Here is a 16316-nt window from a genome sequence, read left to right on the forward strand (position 1 = left end):
CGGCATGTTCGATCTGTTTCAGAATCTCGTGCTCGGCTTCAGCGTCGCCCTCAGCCCGATCAACCTGCTGCTCTGCCTGGTCGGTGCGCTCGTCGGCACGCTGGTCGGTGTGCTGCCCGGCATCGGAACCATCGCGACCGTTGCCATGCTGCTGCCGATCACCTTCGGCCTGCCGCCGGTCGGCGCGCTGATCATGCTCGCCGGCATCTATTACGGCGCGCAATATGGCGGCTCGACCACGTCGATCCTCGTCAACATCCCGGGGGAGGCGACCTCGGTCGTCACCACGCTGGACGGCTTCCAGATGGCCAAGCAGGGGCGCGCGGGTCCGGCGCTGTCGATCGCGGCGATCGGCTCGTTCTTCGCCGGCTGCGTTGCGACCGTGCTGATCGCAGTGCTCGGTGCGCCTCTGACGAAGCTCGCGCTGCTGTTTGGGCCGGCCGAGTATTTCTCGCTGATGGTGCTCGGCCTGATCTTCGCGGTCGTGCTTGCCAAGGGCAGCGTGCTCAAAGCGGTGGCGATGATCGCGCTCGGCCTGCTGCTGTCGATGGTCGGCGCGGACCTCGAGACCGGCGCCTCGCGCATGGCCTTCAACATCCCCGAACTCGCCGATGGGCTCGGCTTCGCCACCGTGGCGATGGGCGTGTTCGGCTTCGCCGAGATCATCCGCAATCTCGACGGCGGCGCCGAAGCCGATCGCGAGCTGGTGCAGCAGAAGATCACGGGGCTGATGCCGACGCGCAAAGACCTCCGCGACTCCGCGCCGGCGATCGTTCGCGGCACCATTCTCGGCTCCATTCTCGGCATCCTGCCGGGCGGCGGCGCCGTGATCGCCTCCTTCGCCGCCTATACGTTCGAGAAGAAGATCGCGCGCGATCCGTCGCGTTTCGGCCGCGGTGCGATCGAGGGCGTCGCGGCGCCGGAGAGCGCCAACAACGCCGCGGCACAGACCTCCTTCATTCCGCTGCTGACGCTGGGCATCCCGCCGAACGCGGTGATGGCGCTGATGGTCGGCGCGATGACCATTCACGGCATCCAGCCCGGGCCGCAGGTGATGCAGAAGCAGCCGGATCTGGTCTGGGGCATGATCGCGTCGATGTGGATCGGCAATCTGATGCTGATCATCATCAACCTGCCGCTGGTCGGCATCTGGGTGCGGCTGCTCCGCGTGCCGTACCGGCTGATGTTCCCCTCGATCGTGGTGTTCTGCGCCATCGGCATCTACTCGATCAACAATGCGCCGGTCGACGTCATCCTGGCCGGCGCCTTCGGCCTGTTCGGCTACTGGCTGATCAAGCACGATTTCGAGCCGGCGCCGCTGCTGCTCGGGATGGTGCTGGGCACGCTGATGGAGGAGAACCTGCGCCGCACCTTGCAGATCTCGCGCGGCGACTGGTCGGTCTTCCTCACGCGCCCGCTCTCGGCCACTTTGCTGGCGATCGCGGCCGCCCTGCTGGTCCTGGCTGTGCTGCCGGCGCTGCGCCGCAAGCGCGACGAGGTGTTCGTCGAGGGGTAGGGGGGAACTTTTGTTTCCGTTCCCGAACCGGCTTCGACAGAAGCCAGCTTCCTGGGTATAATCACCTGAATGTTGTGTCGGAGGAGCTGCTCCTCCGCTACAGCTTGCGCTTTCAACGGCAAGCATCCGTCATGCACCAATATCACGACCTGCTCGAACGCATCCTGGCCGACGGCGCGGAGAAGCACGACCGCACCGGCACCGGCACGCTGTCGGTGTTCGGCCACCAGATGCGCTTCAACCTGGCCGCCGGCTTTCCGCTTCTGACCACCAAGCGGCTGCCGCTGAAGGCGATCGTGCATGAGCTGCTGTGGTTCCTGAAGGGCGACACCAACATCGGATATCTGCACGACAACGGCGTCACGATCTGGGACGAATGGGCCGATGCCAAAGGCGATCTCGGCCCCGTCTACGGTTATCAGTGGCGCTCGTGGCCGACGCGGGATGGCGGCCACATCGACCAGATCGCGAACGTGATCGACATGATCAAGCGCAATCCGGACTCGCGCCGGCTGATCGTCACGGCGTGGAATCCGGCCGACGTCGAGAAGATGGCGCTGCCGCCGTGCCACTGCCTGTTCCAGTTCTACGTCGTGAACGGAAAGCTGTCGTGCCAGCTCTATCAGCGCTCGGCCGACGTCTTCCTCGGCGTGCCCTTCAATATCGCCTCCTATGCGCTGCTGACGATGATGGTGGCGCAGGTGACCGGCCTGAAGCCCGGCGAGTTCGTGCATTCGTTCGGCGACGTGCACCTTTATTCCAACCACATCGAGCAGGCGCGGCTGCAGCTGAGCCGCGCGCCGCGGTCGCTGCCGACCATGACGCTCAATCCGGACGTGACGGACATTTTCGGTTTTCGCTACGAGGATTTTACGCTCGCCGGCTACGATCCGCATCCGCATATCAAGGCCGCGGTCGCGGTGTAGCGCATGTCTCTGTCCATCCGCCGCGCCTGCCGCGACGACATCGGCGTCGTATTCGCACTGATCAACGAGCTCGCCGACTACGAGAAGCTCGCGCACGAGGTCGCCGCGAGCGAGGCTGACATCGCGACCGCGCTGTTCTGCGACCATCCGATGCTGTTTTGCGACATCGCCGAGTGGGACGGCGAGGTCGCCGGCTTTGCGGTCTGGTTCGTCAACTTCTCCACCTTCGCTGGAAAGCCCGGCCTCTATATCGAGGACCTGTTCGTGCGCCCCGCCTTCCGCCGCAACGGCCTCGGTCAGGCGCTGCTCGGCCATCTCGCACGCACCTGCATCGACAAAGGCTGGGCGCGGCTGCAATGGTCGGTGCTCGACTGGAATGCGCCTTCCATCACGTTCTACAAATCGCTCGGTGCTGAGCTGATGGACGAGTGGACGCCGTGCAAGGTGACGGACGCTGCGCTGGCCCGGCTTGCGGAGAGGGCGCCATGATTGAGACCGTTCTGATCGTCGCGATCGCCGATAATGGCGTGATCGGTGCTGAGAACGCGATTCCGTGGCGGCAGAAGAGCGATGTCCAGCGCTTCAAGGCGATGACGATGGGACGGCCGATCGTGATGGGCCGCAAGACCTTCATCTCGTTTCCGCGCCGGCCGCTGCCGGGCCGCACCAACATCGTGGTCACGCGCGACGCCGAGTTTCGCGCGCCCGGTGCGATCGTGACGCACTCGGTCGACGAGGCGCTCGTGATCGCCCGTGGTGATGCGCTGCGGCGTTCAGCCGCGGAGATCGCCATCGTCGGCGGCGCCGAGATCTATGCGGCGACGATGCCTTCGGCCGACCGGCTGGAGATCACCGAGGTGCATGCGAGCCCGCCGGGCAACACCCTCTTTCCGTCGATCGACCCCGCACAATGGGAAGAGGTGGCGCGCGAGCGCCATGCCTCGGGTCCGGACGATCAGGCCGAATATTCCTACGTCACCTATCGCCGGAAACGGTGAACGTCGTGCCCGCGGACGGACGCGGCGGCCACTTCAAGACCCTCCGTTAATGATGAAGTCGCGTCGTCGGGCCGCTCCGGTCCGTCCGGACCGCGGCAAACCAGCGCTTCGGCCGCTGTTTACATTGACAAAACCCGGTTCGGGCTTAGCTGGAGCGCTACATTGTAAGGGGCGTGGCCGTCCCTTATAAACCGGCCACTGTCGGGGGCCGGCGTTTGTACACTATCAGCCTCTCGGAGGAGATCGATCGATGGCGTGGAAGAATCAGGGCGGAGGCCCGTGGGGTCCGGGTCCGAAGGGGCCCTGGGGCTCGGGGCCGCAACCGGTCGGTCCAAGGCCACCCGACCTCGAAGATCTTCTGCGGCGCGGCCAGGACCGGTTGCAGCAGTTCATTCCCGGTGGCGGCTTCGGCGCCGCCGGTGTCATGCTGATCGTGCTCGGGGCGGTTGCGATCTGGCTGCTGTCCGGCTTCTACCGGGTGCAGTCCGAGGAGCTCGGCGTCGTCCTGCGCTTCGGCAAATATGTCCGCGACGAGCAGCCCGGCCTGCGCTACCACCTGCCTTATCCGATCGAGACCGTGCTGCTGCCCAAGGCGCTGCGCGTCAACTCGATCTCGATCGGCTTCACCGCCAATGACGATCCCGGCCGGCGCGGCCGCGGCGGGCGCGACGTGCCCGAGGAGAGCCTGATGCTGACCGGCGACGAGAACATCGTCGACGTCGACGTCACCGTGCTGTGGCGCATCAAGCCGAAGGGCGCGGCCGACTTCCTGTTCAACATCCAGAATCCCGAGGGCACCGTGAAGGCGGTGGCCGAGAGCGCGATGCGCGAGGTGATCGGGCGCTCCAACATCCAGCCGGTGCTGACCGGCGCCCGCACCCAGATCGAGCAGAGCGTGCTCGAGCTGATGCAGAAGACGCTCGATACCTACGGCTCGGGCATCCAGGTCGACAATGTGCAGATGCAGAAGGTCGACCCTCCGGCGCAGGTGATCGCGGCGTTCCGCGACGTGCAGGCGGCGCGAGCCGATCTGGAGAAGGCGCAGAACGAGGCCCAGACCTACGCCAACAAGGTGGTCCCCGACGCACGCGGCCGGGCCGCTCAGATCCTGCAGGTCGCCGAAGGCTACAAGGAGCAGGCGATCGCCGAGGCCAAGGGCCAGAGCGCGCGCTTCCTGAAGGTCTATGACGAGTACAAGAAGGCGCCCGACGTGACCCGCGAACGCATCTATCTCGAAACGATGGAACGCGTGCTCTCGGGATCCGAGAAGCTCGTGCTCGACAGCGGGCCCGGCGGCGGTCCCGTGCCGCTGCTTCCGCTCGGCGATCTCGCGCCGCGCCGCCAGGCTGCCCCGAGCACCGCGCAGCAGGGAGGCGTCCGATGAGGTCCCCCGTCACAGGCATCGTCGCGCTGGTCATCGCCCTCGCGCTGGTCGTCATCGGCTACAGCTCGCTGTTCACCGTGGCGCAGACGGAGCAGGCGCTCGTCGTGCGGTTCGGCAAGCCGGTCGACGTCGTCACCGAGCCGGGCCTGAACGTCAAGGCGCCGTTCATCGACAACGTGATTTCGATCGACAAGCGCATCCTCGACCTCGAAAACCCCTCGCAGGAGGTCATCGCGTTCGACCAGAAGCGCCTCGTGGTCGACGCCTTCGCCCGCTACCGGATCAAGAACGCGCTGCAGTTCTACCAGCGAGCCGGCACGATCCAGAATGCCAACGTCCAGCTCGGCACCCTGCTCAACGCCGCCCTGCGTCGCGTGCTCGGCGAGGTCACGTTCACCCAGGTGGTGCGCGACGAGCGTGAAACCTTGATGCGCAAGATCCGCGACCAGCTCGACAAGGAGGCCGATGCCTACGGCATCCAGGTGGTCGACGTCCGCATCCGCCGCGCCGATCTGCCGGAGGCCAACAGCCAAGCGGTTTACGACCGCATGAACAGCGAGCGGCAGCGCGAAGCCGCTGAATTCCGTGCGCTGGGCGGCCAGAAGGCTCAGGAGATCAAATCCAAGGCTGATCGTGAGGCGACCGTGATCGTGGCTGAGGCCAACTCTCAAGCGGAACAGACCCGCGGCTCCGGCGATGCCGAACGCAACCGGCTGTTCGCTGAGGCCTATGGCAAGGACCGCGACTTCTTCGCCTTCTACCGTTCGATGACGGCGTATGAGAACGGCCTGAAGTCCGGCGAGACACGCTTCCTGCTGCGGCCCGATTCGGAGTTCTTCCGTTACTTCTCCAACCCCTCGGGGAAGGTGGGCACGGAGACGCCGTCATCGGCATCCAACGCGACGGCGGCCGCGGCGCAGGCTCCCAAGCCCTGATCAAGCCCTGATGCCGTCTGATCTTCGTCCGGCGTGGCTGATCCCGGCGAAGAAAGAGTTGACACCGACGGGGCGAAGCCGTTGCTTCGCCCCGTCTGATATCAAGAAGGTCGAACGGGAGGTCCGGGTCCGATGAGGTCCATTGCGTTTTCCGATTTCCTCATCGGATTAGGTATCCTGTTCGTGCTCGAGGGCCTGATGTTCGCAGCAAGCCCGGAGTGGATGCGGCGAGCGATGAAGACGGCAATGACCACGCCCGACAATGTGCTGCGGGCGGTCGGGATCGGCTCGGCGGTGGCGGGCTTGGTCCTGATCTGGGTCATCCGGCGCCCGATCTGAGCCGGCCACCTCTGTCGCAGCGCCCTGGCGTCACGGGACCCCGGCTAGCCTCGGCCATTACGTTCCGCCGCCCGGCCAACGCCATTGTGAGGCGATAGCCGCGCCATTTTGCCGTATTAGGTCGCCTTCAATGATGAATTCGGCGCCCTGGCCGGCATGCTTGCGTCGTGGCCCGGTTCCTGCGCACTGTACCGATCGAATTTTGCCGACTTTCTGGAGATCCGCCTGATGACTGCAACCCTTGCTCTCAGCCGTCGCCTGCGTCCGATTCTGGCTGCGGCCGTTCTTGCCGCCGGCTGGGCGCTCGCGCCGGCGCCGGCCTCGGCGCGGGGACCCGAGGGGATCGCCGACGTCGCCGAGAAGGTGATCGACGCCGTCGTCAACATCTCGACCTCGCAGACCGTCGAGGCCAAGGGTGGCTCCTCGGAGAACCGCGGCGCCAATCCGCAGGTGCCGCCGGGCTCGCCGTTCGAGGAGTTCTTCGACGACTTCTTCAAGAACCGCCGCGGCGGTCCGGGCGGCCGCGGTGGTGCCGACAACTCGCCACGCCGCACCAACTCGCTGGGCTCCGGCTTCATCGTCGACGATTCCGGCGTCGTGGTCACCAACAACCACGTCATCGCCGATGCCGACGAGATCAACGTGATCCTCAACGACGGCACCAAGATCAAGGCCGAGCTCGTCGGCGTCGACAAGAAGACCGACCTCGCGGTGCTCAAGTTCAAGCCGCCGCGGCAGCTGACCGTCGTCAAGTTCGGTGACTCCGACAAGCTCCGGCTCGGCGACTGGGTGGTCGCGATCGGCAACCCGTTCAGCCTCGGTGGCACGGTGACCGCCGGCATTGTCTCGGCCAAGAACCGCGACATCTCCTCGGGCCCCTATGACAGCTACATCCAGACCGACGCCGCCATCAATCGCGGCAATTCGGGCGGCCCGCTGTTCAATCTCGAGGGCGAGGTCATCGGCGTCAACACGCTGATCATCTCGCCGTCCGGCGGCTCGATCGGCATCGGCTTCGCGGTGCCGTCGAAAACCGTCGCCGGCGTCGTCGACCAGCTGCGCCAGTTTGGCGAGCTGCGCCGCGGGTGGCTCGGCGTCCGCATCCAGGGCGTTACCGACGAGATCGCCGAGAGCCTCAACATCAAGCCGGCGCGCGGCGCGCTGGTCGCCGGCGTCGACGACAAGGGCCCGGCCAAGCCCGCCGGCATCGAGCCCGGCGACGTCGTCGTCAAGTTCGACGGTCACGACATCAAGGAGCCGAAGGACCTGTCGCGCATGGTCGCCGATACCGCCGTCGGCAAGGAGGTCGAAATCATCGTCATCCGCAAGGGCCAGGAGCAGACGCTCAAGGTCAAGCTCGGCCGTCTCGAGGACAACGAGAAGGTCCAGCAGGCGGCGATCAAGAAGGACGAGCCGGCCGAGAAGCCTCAGACCCAGAAGGCGCTCGGGCTCGATCTCGCTGCGCTGTCGAAGGATCTGCGCACGCGCTACAAGATCAAGGACAGCGTCAAGGGTGTCGTCGTCACCGGCGTCGATCAGGCCTCCGACGCCGCCGAGAAGCGGCTGTCGGCCGGCGACGTCATCGTCGAGGTCGCGCAGGAGGCGGTGACCTCGGGCGTCGACATCAAGAAGCGCGTCGACCAGCTCAAGAAGGACGGCAAGAAGTCGGTGCTGCTGCTCGTCTCCAACGCCGACGGCGAGCTGCGCTTCGTCGCGCTGAGTTTGCAGTAGGGCGGCACCATCATCCGTCATTGCGAGCGAAGCGAAGCAATCCAGAGTCACGTCCTCGGCTCTGGATTGCTTCTTCGCTTCGCTCCTCGCAATGACGGTAACTAATAGTCCCGTAGCCCGGACGAGCGATAGCGACATACGGGTTCGTCCGAACCGCCGGCGATGATCCCGGATATCGCTTTCGCCTTCGCTCTGCGAGCTTCGGCTGACGCTCATCCGGGCTACGGACCTGCTTCCACACGCATCGCTCTCGCGCGTCACGGCTTGTCCGGGACGACAGAGCAGGGGAGGATGGATTCACGCTTCAAACAGCTTAACGATCAATCAGGGACATAGCAGCGCGGTCTCGCGGCAAGTGATGCCCGAGGTCTGCGATCAGTTCGTCCCTCGCGAGAATGCAGAGGGCGCAGGGAATGCCGGGTGAAGGCCTCACCCATGGCCCGCCTGCGAAAAAAAATGCAGGCGGCAGGTACCACAGGTGGTGCCGATCACCGGCATTCCCTGCGCGACGGTCTTCACGCTTATACGCAGTCTCCCTGGTGCGCCGGGCTTGTTGGCCACCATCCCCAGCGCAATGCGCTAGCATTGCGTCGAGTTGATACCAGCGTCGGGGTATCAGGACGCTGCGACTTCACGTCCGCAAGCGATCGTTCGTCCGCGCCCTCGTGAGAAGACGCTGCGATCTCCCGCGGCCATCGCATCCCCACCTCGCGTGTCGTGACGATCGCGCGCAACGCCCCTCCGCAGTGAGGCGGGATGCGCATAGACAATCATGGTTTCTGTAAAATAGCAATAGATTTATTTTTATCAGAATCCATGCCCGCACTTTGCTCGCGGTCGGACAGCATCGCTGCTTCGCGGGCGAGCCAGTTCGCGAACAGTCTGACGCGCGCGTCGGTGCCCAGGATGGCCGGCCAGCGAATGACATGCACCTTGCTGGACGGCATGTCCCAGTCTGCCGAAAGCACCCGGGTCAAGCGGCGCTCCGTCAGCGCGTCGTGCACGAGCAGCGACCGTCCCAGTGCTACTCCGACGCCCTCGATTGCCGCAGCCAGCGCCAAGCTGATCGTATCGACCCGCATTCCGGCCGGAGCCTCCGTTCCCAGCCCGAGTCGCTCGAACCATACGGGCCAAGACCATTCCGCGCCATCATCGCGCCCGGCGCGTCCCTTGTGGATGATCGGAAGGTTGGCGAGCTGGCGCACGGTGTGAAGCGGGCGGCCGCGCCGCAACAACCGCGGCATGGCGACCGGGAAGACCTGCTCCCTGAACAGCAACCTTTGTGTCGAGCTCGCGCGCGCCGTCGCCTTCGGGAGCCACAGCACCTGAAGATCGACATCGGCGGCGCGCGCCTGGGCTTCGCTTTCGGCGACGACGAGTTCGACGCCGACCTTAGGATGCTTCGACATGAAGCCGGGGAGGCGTCGCACCAGCCAGTGGTGCGACAGCGCTGCGCCGACGCCGACCTTCAGCACGGCGGGCTGCGCTTCTGCGCGGTACCGTGCGCGCAGCGTCGCCATCTCATCGAGGAGACTCACGATGTCCGTGAGCAGCGACGCGCCGGCCGTCGTCGGCGACAGCCCGGTGCCGCTGCGGTGATTGAACAGTTTGGCACCGAGATAGGTTTCGAGCTTGCGCAGGCGGTGGCTCACCGCGCTCTGCGTCAATCCAAGCTCGGTGGCCGCCAGCGTCATGCTGCGGTGACGCGCGGCGGCCTCGAAGGCGACGAGGCCATCAAACGGGGGAAGCGATCGCATGCGCCCAACTATGAAGGAGATTCATGCTGACGTGAATGGGCAGGTCGTTCATTCCTGAGGCGTCGCCGATCATGAGTGAGGCCGTTCAATGCGGACTGAGCGTTCAGTGCTGCTCGACGCTGACAGCGAGATCCAGCCGTCGATGTGGCCGGCGGTCGCCGTGAGCCTGGCAGCGTTCCTCACGAATTTCGATGTGACGGCGGTGGTTGTCGCTTTGCCCACGATCGCAACCGAGCTTCGACTAGGGATCGCCGGCCAAGCCTGGATGATGGACGCATACAGTCTGGCCTTCACGGCGGCGCTCGTGGTGGCCGGTGGTCTCGCCGATGGCTTTGGCCGCCGGCGGGCGATGCTGGGCGGCAATCTCGTGTTTGCCGCGGCATCCGTGGCGTGCGCTTTGGCGGGCGATGGTCTGACCCTGGGGCTCGCGCGGGGTCTGCAGGGAGTCGGGGCGGCCTTCGTGATGACGGGTGGCATCGCGCTCATCGCGGGACTGTACCCGCAGGCGGGTGCGCGCAGCCGCGCCTTGGCGTGCCTCGGCGTCGTCTCAGGCATCGCGATGGCGCTCGGGCCGAGCCTTGGAGGCGCGATCTCCGGATGGCTCGGCTGGCGCTGGATATTCCTGGCCAATCTGCCGGCGTGCCTGCTGGCCGCATTGAGCATTCCCCGGCTCGTTCCGGAGACGCGTCGTTCGGCGCAGCACTCGCTGGACTACGTCGGCATGGGCCTCCTCAGCGCCGCGCTGTGTGTGCTCGTCACCACGCTGCTGCACGTCGATGGGCGATTTCGCATGGTTGCCGGCTGTGTCCTTGCTGCGCTCTTGCTGGCGATGTTCGTTTGGCAGCAGCAGCGCCGCGCGCAGCCGATCTTCGACCCTGCCATTTTCGCCAACCGCGCGATGGTCGCGGTCGCGCTGCTGTTGAATGCGGTGTCGCTCGGCTATTGGGCCATCCTGGTCTACCTGCCGGGCTTTCTCGGGACGACGTTCGGCTGGACCGTGGCTGAATGCGGATTTGCGATGCTCGCGGCGACCCTGCCGATGCTCGTCGTGCCGCCGATTGGTGCGAAGCTGGTCATCTGGTGGGGATGGCGACGGCATTTCAGCGTCGCGCTCGCCATCATGGCTGTGGGCAATCTCGTCTTCGTCGGCGCGCTGGCTGCACCCGATCCGGGGCTGCAGTCGTGGCTCGTGCGCGTCGCAATGGGGGTGATCGGGCTGGGGGCCGCGCTGGCCCATCCTCAGCTGTCGGGAGCGGTCGTTGCGCTGGTGCCGGCAGATCACGCCGCGATGGCGGCGGCGGTGACGGTGATCATGCGCCAAGCCGGCTTTGCGATCGGCATTGCCGTGCTCGGCGCGGTTCTGGGAAGGTCAGGCGCAGTCCTGGACTACGCGTGGGTCTTTCTGCTTGCTGCGTCGGTCTGCACCGCGGCCGGCCTGTCGGCACTCCTGCTGCTGCCTCCGGCCCCGGTCGTGCGGACCGGCGCGGAGAAGCAGCAGCAAGTGGCGTGATGGACCGAGACGTCGTGTCGCTTAGTTGCGTGCGCTGCCGACGGTGGTCGGAACGACGAGCGCGGCGCTGCGGCGGTGATGGGTGAGCACGGCGAGCTGCAGCGGGGTGGCGGGCATGCCGGCGCGGGTCAGATCGGCGACGGGAGCCTGCTCCTCGGCAGCCGAAGCGCCGACGACGGAGAGCTGATGCGGGGTCGCCGGGATCGAGGTGATTGCGTAGCTCGGCAGCTCGCCGGCAACGGCAGCGCCGCTCAGCAGCGCGAGGGCAACGAGGGAGCCGGGAATGATGTGCTTGATGGTCATCGGGAGGTCCTTTTGTGACGATGATCGATTGCATCACGTGCAACCGCTTTCGTTTCCTTGGACACTCCCTTGCGCTGTCAGCTTTATATGCGCTGCAGCATGATTTGACAATTCATCGATTGGTGATGCGGTTAAAATCGCAGCACTACCCCTGCCTTCATACGACGCGCGAATGATCTGATTTGCGATTCGAAATGAGATTGGAATGGAGTTGCGCGTGAATGTACTGGATTGAAACAAAATCCTGCGCGACTCCTCGTGAGACGAATGAGCTCGGGTTGTTGGATGGCGAGTCCCGCCTGAAATTGCAAGTCAGGCATGAGATACGATTGCTATCGTCGAGCATTCGCAATTTTCAGCTCGTTGTCACAATCGGCTGAGATCGGTCGATCCGTCGCGGCCGTAGCACGATCCCTGCTCATCCGGCCGTCATTCTGGGGCATCGCGCAGCGATGAGCCGGGAATAAAGCCGAGCGGTGATTGTCTCGAAGACAAGCGCCGCCGACACGTCGAATCCTCGTTGCCGCCTGGGGTTATGGATTCGGGGCTCGCGCCGCGCGCGCCCCGGAATGACGCCGGAGAGGTGGAGGGGGCAAAGACGCGGCAACGCTATCGTCGCCGGGTCCGCTCGATCATGCGCCGTGCCCGCCATTCGCTCCGTCCGCGCGGACCGACGGTGGGCACGCGACCGCCCTGCGGGCGGCTGCTTTGCCCACCCTACGCGAGACGGCTGTGCGGCTCTGTTACTCCACGAACTCTGCGCGCGTGTAGCCCTGCGCATAGAGCAAAGCGGTGAGATCGCCATGGTCGATGCGGGCTGATGCTGCGGCCGAGACAGCGGGCTTGGCGTGATAGGCGACGCCGAGGCCGGCCGCCTCGATCATCCCGAGGTCGTTGGCGCCGTCGCCGACGGCCAGCGTGTCGATCTCGTCGAGATCGAACGACTCGCGCAGCTCGAGCAGGGTGGCGAGCTTGGCGTCACGGCCGATGATCGGCTCACGCACCTCGCCGGTGAGCGTGCCGCCATCGACGACGAGCTCGTTGGCGCGGTTCTCCTGGAAGCCGATCTTGGCCGCGATCTGGCGCGTGAACAGCGTGAAGCCGCCGGAGATCAGGCAGGTATAGGCGCCGTGCGCGCGCATCGTCATCACCAGGTGGCGGCCGCCGGGTGTCAGCTTGATGCGCTTGGCCAGCACCTCGTCGACCACGCTCACCGGCAGGTCCTTCAGCAGCGCGACGCGCTCGCGCAGCGCCGGCTCGAACGCGATCTCGCCGCGCATGGCGCGCTCGGTGATGGCGGCGACGCGCGGCTTCAGCCCGGCGAAATCGGCGAGTTCGTCGATGCATTCCTGGCCGATCATGGTGCTATCCATGTCGGCGAGAAAAAGCTTCTTGCGCCGGAAGGCTTCCGCCTGCACGACGATGTCGATCGGCATGTCGCCGCGCAGGTCGCGCAGGCGTGCCTCGAGCTTGTGGACCTCGCCGTCATGGGCGAAGGGGATGTCGATCGCGACCTCGTCGAACAGCCAGCGCGGCGTGCCAGGCTGTGGCAGCACGGCCAGGAAGGCCTCCACGATCGTGGTATCAAGCGCGGGATCGGCGGGATTGCAGATGAAGGTGGCGACGAGAGACATCAGGTGACTTTGCCAGGGATCAACAAAGCCGTGCTTATCGCAGGGCCGACCGCCAGCGGCAAGTCGGCGCTGGCCATGGAACTTGCGCAAAAAGCGGGCGGGGTCGTCATCAATACCGATTCCATGCAGGTCTATCGTGATCTGAGGGTGCTGACGGCAAGGCCGACACCGGAGGAAGAGGCCGCTGTGCCGCATCGGCTCTATGGCCATGTCGATGCCGGATTGAACTACTCGGCAGGCCACTATGTCCGTGACGCCGCAGAGGTTCTCGACGAGATCAGGCGGGGAGGGCGGCTGCCGGTCTTCATCGGCGGCACCGGGCTCTATTTCAAGGCGCTGACGCGGGGGCTGTCGGCAGTGCCGCCCGTGCCGGATGCGGTGCGCGACGCCGTGCGTCTCCGGCTCGACCGTGACGGGGTCGAGGCGCTGCATGCGGAGCTTGCGAGGCGCGATCCGGCTGCGGGCGAGCGGCTGAATGCGCGGGACCGCACCCGTGTTGCCCGGGCGCTCGAGGTGATCGAGGCGACCGGTCGGCCATTGGCTGACTGGCATGCCGAGACGACGCCCCCGCTGCTGCCGGAGGGCAGCTATCAGGCCGTGTTCATCGCGCCGGAGCGCGAGGCGCTCTATGCGCGCATCGACGCGCGTTTCGACGCCATGCTGACCGGTGGAGCATTGGAGGAGGTGGCGCGGCTAGCCGCGCGCGGGCTCGACCCACTGCTGCCGGCGATGAAGGCCCATGGCGTGCCGGCGCTGATCCGCCATCTCCGCGGAGAGATCTCGCTGGAGGCGGCGGCTGTCGTCGGCAAGGCCGACACCCGCCACTACGCCAAGCGGCAGTTCACCTGGTTCCGGCATCAATTGCCGGAGTTCGAGTGGAGGACGCCGGAGCAGGCACGGGCGTGGGTGGCGTCCGTTTGATCGTCATCGCGAGGAGTGCAGCGACGAAGCGATCCACGCTGTCGCGTAGCCCTGGATTGCTTCGCTTCGCTCGCAATGACGGCAGCTATGACGAAATTACCGCTCGCCGAACGGCAAAATCCGCGTTAACGTAGCAAAATTGCGCTGACAAGCCCGGCTTTGCCTTGACATTGGGGCCGCCCCGGCTATGTTCGCGCAACCTTTGGGAAGCCAGATCGGCGTCATGCGCAACATTATTACCGCCCTCCTTATCGTAGTCGTACCCAGGCGCATCGCCGGGGATGGCTAGCGGCCATCCATGATCCGAGCGGTGCGCAGGGCCTTCCAGGGCCCTTTTTTATTGCCTGGAGCTCAACGACCCGAACTGAACGACCCTGACCGAAACGACCCTGAACCAAGCGACCGAACCGAAACGACCGACCCAGACGAAAGCCTCTGACAGAAGCGATCCGGAGCCCACCATGACCGACAAGAGCCACGATCCGAACCAGATGACCGGCGCCGCGATGATCGTGCGCGCGCTCATCGACCACGGCGTGCAGCACCTCTTCGGCTATCCCGGCGGCGCAGTGCTTCCGATCTATGACGAGATCTTTCAGCAGAGCGAGGTTCAGCACATCCTGGTCCGCCACGAGCAGGGCGCCGGCCATGCCGCCGAAGGCTACGCCCGCTCGACCGGCAAGCCCGGCGTCGTGCTGGTGACCTCCGGCCCCGGCGCCACCAACATGGTGACGCCGCTGGCGGATGCGCTGATGGATTCGATCCCGCTGGTCTGCATCACCGGCCAGGTGCCGACGCACCTGATCGGCAACGACGCGTTCCAGGAGTGCGACACGGTCGGCATCACCCGGCCCTGCACCAAGCACAACTGGCTGGTCCGCAACGTCAACGATCTCGCCAAGGTGCTGCACGAGGCGTTCTATGTCGCCACCACGGGCCGTCCGGGCCCGGTCGTGGTCGACGTGCCGAAGGACGTGCAGTTCGCGACCGGCACCTATCATCCGCCGCGCAAGTCGGACGTGCACATCTCCTATGCGCCGCGCGTCAAGGGCGACGCGATGCAGATCCGGAAAGCGGTGGCGTTGCTGGCCGGCGCCAGGCGCCCGGTGATCTATTCCGGCGGCGGCGTCATCAATGCGGGACGGGAAGCCTCGAGGCTGTTGCGCGAGCTGGTCGAGGTCACCGGCATTCCGATCACCTCGACCCTGATGGGGCTGGGCGCCTATCCCGCCTCGGGCAAGAACTGGCTCGGCATGCTCGGCATGCACGGCACCTACGAGGCCAACATGGCGATGCATGATTGCGACGTCATGCTGTGCGTCGGTGCGCGCTTCGACGACCGCATCACCGGCCGCACCGATGCGTTCTCGCCGAACTCGAAGAAGATCCACATCGACATCGACCCGTCCTCGATCAACAAGAACATCCGCGTCGACGTGCCGATCATCGGCGATTGCGGCGACGTGCTCGCCGACATCCTGCAGGTGTTCAAGGCCGAGGCGAAGAAGCCCGACATCAAGTCGTGGTGGCAGGAGATCGCCACCTGGCGCGCGCGCAACTCGCTGGCCTACAAGGCGAACCGCGACGTGATCATGCCGCAATATGCGATCCAGCGGCTGTTTGAGCTGACGCGCGGGCGCGACACCTACATCACCACCGAGGTCGGCCAGCACCAGATGTGGGCGGCGCAGTTCTACGGCTTCGAGGAGCCGCACCGCTGGATGACCTCCGGCGGCCTCGGCACCATGGGCTACGGCCTGCCGGCGGCGATCGGCGTCCAGGTCGCCCATCCCGACAGCCTGGTCATCGACATCGGCGGCGACGCCTCGGTGCAGATGACGATGCAGGAGATGTCGACGGCCGTGCAGTACGAGCTGCCGGTCAAGATCTTCATCCTCAACAACCAGTACATGGGCATGGTGCGGCAGTGGCAGCAGCTCTTGCACGGCAACCGCCTGTCGCATTCCTACTCGGAGGCGCTGCCGGACTTCGTCAAGCTCGCCGAGGCCTATGGCGGCGTCGGCTTGCAGGTGTCGAAGCCCGGCGATCTCGACGGCGCGATCAAGGAGATGATCTCGGTCAAGAAGCCGGTGCTGTTCGACTGCCGCGTCGCGGCGCTGGAGAACTGCTTCCCGATGATCCCGTCGGGCAAGGCGCACAACGAGATGATCCTGCCGGCGGAAGCGTCCGATCCGGCCGCCGCGTTCGCCGGCGGCAAGGCGCTGGTGTGAGGACTGACTGTGCGCACGACGCCAACCCAAAACTGCACTGTCATCGCCCGGCTTGACCGGGCGATCCAGTACGCCGCGGCCGCCGTGAGTCCCATGACGGCCGCGGCGTACTGGATGCCCGCGTTCGCGGG

The 16316-nt window shown here is 65.7% G+C and carries 14 protein-coding genes; 11 read left to right on the forward strand and 3 right to left on the reverse strand.

Going from position 1 to position 16316, the window contains the following annotated elements:
* The first annotated feature begins 4 nt into the window (after nucleotides 1-4).
* The 8 genes from S58_RS09945 (at nucleotide 5) to S58_RS09980 (ending at nucleotide 7829) form a co-directional block, all read left to right on the forward strand.
* Nucleotides 5-1516, forward strand: coding sequence for a tripartite tricarboxylate transporter permease (locus S58_RS09945; protein ID WP_015665160.1), 1512 nt, complete (start codon nucleotides 5-7; stop codon nucleotides 1514-1516).
* 131 nt (nucleotides 1517-1647) lie between these two features.
* Nucleotides 1648-2442, forward strand: coding sequence for a thymidylate synthase (locus tag S58_RS09950; protein WP_015665161.1), 795 nt, complete (start codon nucleotides 1648-1650; stop codon nucleotides 2440-2442).
* A gap of 3 nt (nucleotides 2443-2445) precedes the next feature.
* Nucleotides 2446-2931 (forward strand): GNAT family N-acetyltransferase, encoded by a 486-nt coding sequence (locus S58_RS09955; RefSeq protein WP_015665162.1) that lies wholly within the window; start codon nucleotides 2446-2448, stop codon nucleotides 2929-2931.
* Nucleotides 2928-3440, forward strand: coding sequence for a dihydrofolate reductase (locus S58_RS09960; RefSeq protein WP_015665163.1), 513 nt, complete (start codon nucleotides 2928-2930; stop codon nucleotides 3438-3440). The genes S58_RS09955 and S58_RS09960 overlap by 4 nt, the downstream gene beginning before the upstream one ends.
* Nucleotides 3441-3690: 250 nt before the next feature.
* Nucleotides 3691-4824, forward strand: a complete 1134-nt coding sequence (gene hflK, locus S58_RS09965; protein WP_015665164.1) for an FtsH protease activity modulator HflK — start codon at nucleotides 3691-3693, stop codon at nucleotides 4822-4824.
* The gene (gene hflC / locus S58_RS09970) at nucleotides 4821-5759 is read left to right on the forward strand and encodes a protease modulator HflC (RefSeq protein ID WP_015665165.1); all 939 of its coding nucleotides are present in this window, start codon (nucleotides 4821-4823) and stop codon (nucleotides 5757-5759) included. The genes hflK and hflC overlap by 4 nt, the downstream gene beginning before the upstream one ends.
* 132 nt (nucleotides 5760-5891) lie before the next feature.
* A complete protein-coding gene (locus tag S58_RS09975; protein ID WP_008960820.1) occupies nucleotides 5892-6098 on the forward strand; it encodes a DUF2065 domain-containing protein in 207 nt (68 codons plus the stop codon).
* 228 nt (nucleotides 6099-6326) lie between these two features.
* Nucleotides 6327-7829 carry a Do family serine endopeptidase gene (locus S58_RS09980; protein WP_015665166.1) on the forward strand — a complete coding sequence of 501 codons (1503 nt, stop codon included), beginning with the start codon at nucleotides 6327-6329 and terminating at the stop codon, nucleotides 7827-7829.
* Between the two features lie 770 nt (nucleotides 7830-8599).
* On the opposite strand, the gene S58_RS09985 is transcribed toward S58_RS09980, so the two are convergent.
* A complete protein-coding gene (locus S58_RS09985; RefSeq protein WP_015665167.1) occupies nucleotides 8600-9586 on the reverse strand; it encodes a LysR substrate-binding domain-containing protein in 987 nt (328 codons plus the stop codon).
* Between the two features lie 106 nt (nucleotides 9587-9692).
* Here S58_RS09985 and S58_RS09990 point away from each other — a divergent pair, with 106 nt between their 5' ends.
* Nucleotides 9693-11096 carry an MFS transporter gene (locus S58_RS09990; protein WP_015665168.1) on the forward strand — a complete coding sequence of 468 codons (1404 nt, stop codon included), beginning with the start codon at nucleotides 9693-9695 and terminating at the stop codon, nucleotides 11094-11096.
* A gap of 21 nt (nucleotides 11097-11117) precedes the next feature.
* Here S58_RS09990 and S58_RS09995 read toward each other — a convergent pair whose 3' ends face one another.
* Nucleotides 11118-11399 (reverse strand): hypothetical protein, encoded by a 282-nt coding sequence (locus S58_RS09995; RefSeq protein WP_015665169.1) that lies wholly within the window; start codon nucleotides 11397-11399, stop codon nucleotides 11118-11120.
* Nucleotides 11400-12142: 743 nt separating this feature from the next.
* Nucleotides 12143-13033: a phosphoserine phosphatase SerB gene (gene serB, locus S58_RS10000; RefSeq protein WP_015665170.1), complete on the reverse strand. Its 891-nt coding sequence runs from the start codon at nucleotides 13031-13033 to the stop codon at nucleotides 12143-12145.
* 3 nt (nucleotides 13034-13036) lie between these two features.
* Here serB and miaA point away from each other — a divergent pair, with 3 nt between their 5' ends.
* The gene (gene miaA, locus S58_RS10005) at nucleotides 13037-13954 is read left to right on the forward strand and encodes a tRNA (adenosine(37)-N6)-dimethylallyltransferase MiaA (RefSeq protein ID WP_015665171.1); all 918 of its coding nucleotides are present in this window, start codon (nucleotides 13037-13039) and stop codon (nucleotides 13952-13954) included.
* A 461-nt stretch (nucleotides 13955-14415) separates the two neighbouring features.
* Nucleotides 14416-16185 carry an acetolactate synthase 3 large subunit gene (locus tag S58_RS10010; protein WP_015665172.1) on the forward strand — a complete coding sequence of 590 codons (1770 nt, stop codon included), beginning with the start codon at nucleotides 14416-14418 and terminating at the stop codon, nucleotides 16183-16185.
* The last annotated feature ends 131 nt before the right edge of the window (nucleotides 16186-16316 follow it).

Origin of the sequence: Bradyrhizobium oligotrophicum S58, assembly GCF_000344805.1 — a bacterium.
Classification (GTDB): domain Bacteria; phylum Pseudomonadota; class Alphaproteobacteria; order Rhizobiales; family Xanthobacteraceae; genus Bradyrhizobium; species Bradyrhizobium oligotrophicum.

What these genes read in the sequence shown, in the direction of transcription:
- S58_RS09945 (WP_015665160.1), top strand. Translation starts at nt 5, where the DNA reads ATGTTCGATCTGTTTCAGAATCTCGTGCTCGGCTTCAGCGTCGCCCTC.
- S58_RS09950 (WP_015665161.1), top strand. Translation starts at nt 1,648, where the DNA reads ATGCACCAATATCACGACCTGCTCGAACGCATCCTGGCCGACGGCGCG.
- S58_RS09955 (WP_015665162.1), top strand. Translation starts at nt 2,446, where the DNA reads ATGTCTCTGTCCATCCGCCGCGCCTGCCGCGACGACATCGGCGTCGTA.
- S58_RS09960 (WP_015665163.1), top strand. Translation starts at nt 2,928, where the DNA reads ATGATTGAGACCGTTCTGATCGTCGCGATCGCCGATAATGGCGTGATC.
- hflK (WP_015665164.1), top strand. Translation starts at nt 3,691, where the DNA reads ATGGCGTGGAAGAATCAGGGCGGAGGCCCGTGGGGTCCGGGTCCGAAG.
- hflC (WP_015665165.1), top strand. Translation starts at nt 4,821, where the DNA reads ATGAGGTCCCCCGTCACAGGCATCGTCGCGCTGGTCATCGCCCTCGCG.
- S58_RS09975 (WP_008960820.1), top strand. Translation starts at nt 5,892, where the DNA reads ATGAGGTCCATTGCGTTTTCCGATTTCCTCATCGGATTAGGTATCCTG.
- S58_RS09980 (WP_015665166.1), top strand. Translation starts at nt 6,327, where the DNA reads ATGACTGCAACCCTTGCTCTCAGCCGTCGCCTGCGTCCGATTCTGGCT.
- S58_RS09985 (WP_015665167.1), bottom strand. Translation starts at nt 9,586, where the DNA reads ATGCGATCGCTTCCCCCGTTTGATGGCCTCGTCGCCTTCGAGGCCGCC.
- S58_RS09995 (WP_015665169.1), bottom strand. Translation starts at nt 11,399, where the DNA reads ATGACCATCAAGCACATCATTCCCGGCTCCCTCGTTGCCCTCGCGCTG.
- serB (WP_015665170.1), bottom strand. Translation starts at nt 13,033, where the DNA reads ATGTCTCTCGTCGCCACCTTCATCTGCAATCCCGCCGATCCCGCGCTT.
- S58_RS10010 (WP_015665172.1), top strand. Translation starts at nt 14,416, where the DNA reads ATGACCGACAAGAGCCACGATCCGAACCAGATGACCGGCGCCGCGATG.